Origin of the sequence: Arthrobacter sp. Hiyo1 (genome assembly GCF_001263615.2) — a bacterium.
Lineage (GTDB): Bacteria > Actinomycetota > Actinomycetes > Actinomycetales > Micrococcaceae > Arthrobacter.
In genome coordinates, this window is record NZ_DF952480.1 from 38,383 (window position 1) to 40,087 (window position 1,705).

Annotated in this window: 1 protein-coding gene and 1 pseudogene; one reads left to right on the plus strand and one right to left on the minus strand. The window is 62.1% G+C overall.

Translation table 11 applies throughout. The features are described 5' to 3' along the window. Positions 1 to 278 (minus strand): annotated as a pseudogene (locus AHiyo1_RS25880) (IS110 family transposase); the annotation flags it as partial. A gap of 227 nt (positions 279 to 505) precedes the next feature. Here AHiyo1_RS25880 and AHiyo1_RS25885 point away from each other — a divergent pair. Then, a complete protein-coding gene (locus tag AHiyo1_RS25885; RefSeq protein WP_216363329.1) occupies positions 506 to 673 on the plus strand; it encodes a hypothetical protein in 168 nt (55 codons plus the stop codon). Positions 674 to 1,705 lie beyond the last annotated feature (1,032 nt).

Genomic DNA, 1,705 nt, shown 5'->3' on the forward strand with positions numbered 1-1,705 from the left:
CCTAGGGGCTTCAACGAACCGGTACCCCGCCCTTCCGACGGTGCCCGTGAGCAGGGCCCCGTAGCTGCCGGCGCCCTCGATGACCCACAAGGCACCGAGGTCGCCGCCAGTGCGGCGTGCGACCCAAGGGCGATCGCACGGTTCCTGCCGGCGTGGGTATTCGGGAAGGCCTGGATGCCCAGATGCTCGCCGCTGGCAGCGATAACGGCATAGGTATGTGTGCGGGCGTGGGTGTCCACGCCGATGACGAACGGGTGGGAGCATGCGACAGTTCTCATCGCGGCCGGGGTTCCTTCCTCAGGAACCGGCAGATGCTTCAGGCCGCGCGGTGCGGCCGGACGCCGGCCCGGGTGAAGGTCACTCCGAGGCATTCCTGTGATGAGCCACAGTCCCCAAGGGGCCGCGCAGTCTTCTGATCAAGCCATCGGGGTGGGCCAGGCAGGCACTGGCCGCCATTCCCCTGACCGGACAATTCGGATCCAAGGCCCACGAACGGGCCGAGGGGGTGTTGAGTCACAGCCAGGAAGAGGCTTCCAGCACCAACCCTGCCAGCCAGTCCCAGACCAGCCACATCAAGACTCAACGTTCGAAGCCCCACACCCTGCGGTCCGTGGACCAGGACAGCGAATTGCTTGCGACGTTGAAGGCGCTCTCCGGTTTCGACGCGACCTGACCCACGAATGCACACGGGCGATCAACCGGCTGCGGTCCCTGCTGCTGTAGATCTTCCCCCGCCCTGGAGCGCGCCTTCCCGGTCACCGTTCTGACCAGGACCCTGGTGCTGGAGCTGTGGGAAACCCCGGTCGGTTTATCCAAAGCGACAGCCTTCGGATCGATGACTCACACCGGGCCATCCAGGCCCGCACGTCGTGGCCGCCGAGGACGATGTCGTGTTCGAGATGGGTGCTCTTGATGAGCGGGTTTGCTCGCATGCTCCCTTGCCAGACTCAAGAGTCAGTTTTTTGCTCTACTGCCGCACTTCAGACCTTAGGAGCCGCTGGAGGGCAGATTACACCGAAAGACTTGTCGGCAGCTGACCATGACCGGGTCCTTGACGAGTCCGGCTGGCGTCTTCAAGACCCCCACTCGTGGAGGGATGGGGGATGGTCCAGGGCATGACACCGCGACCGAACGGTCAATTTACTAAGCCTCTGTTGGATCCGCCAGGCAGCTGCGATTGTCTACGACGTCAGGTGCTTTACGGACCATGCCTCGTTCTCTTTTCTTGGCGCAGGCGTGTCGTTGACTTGGTGGGAGGCGATCCGGAGAGCAACGAGCTTTCGATGCTGGCGGGATCGCAGGCAATGAATTCGTGTTCCTCTGTTGTCCACTGTTCGGGGCGCGGCTGATTTCGTCGAGCTCGACGACAAATTTTGACGGCCTTCCAAAGCCCGGGTCCCGGCAATATAGCCAAGTAGCGGACAGACACAGACCCTGGTTTCCTGCGACATGGTTTCCGACATACCTAGCTTAAATGGTCCCTGTTGAGGGCTCTCCGTGGTTCGTGGTGAAACGGATTCCGTGTCTTGAAAGCTGAAGGGCTCGTAGCCCTGCTGTGATGGATGTTCTCTACGCATTCATCAAGAGTCAGGAGCTAGAGCTTGATCGAGCCTACTTCCCCGCGCCCCGATGCTGCCACCGTCCTCTTTAATCTGCCCGACTACGGCGTCACCGATACCGACGTCCTCGCCTTCGGGCAGCGGCG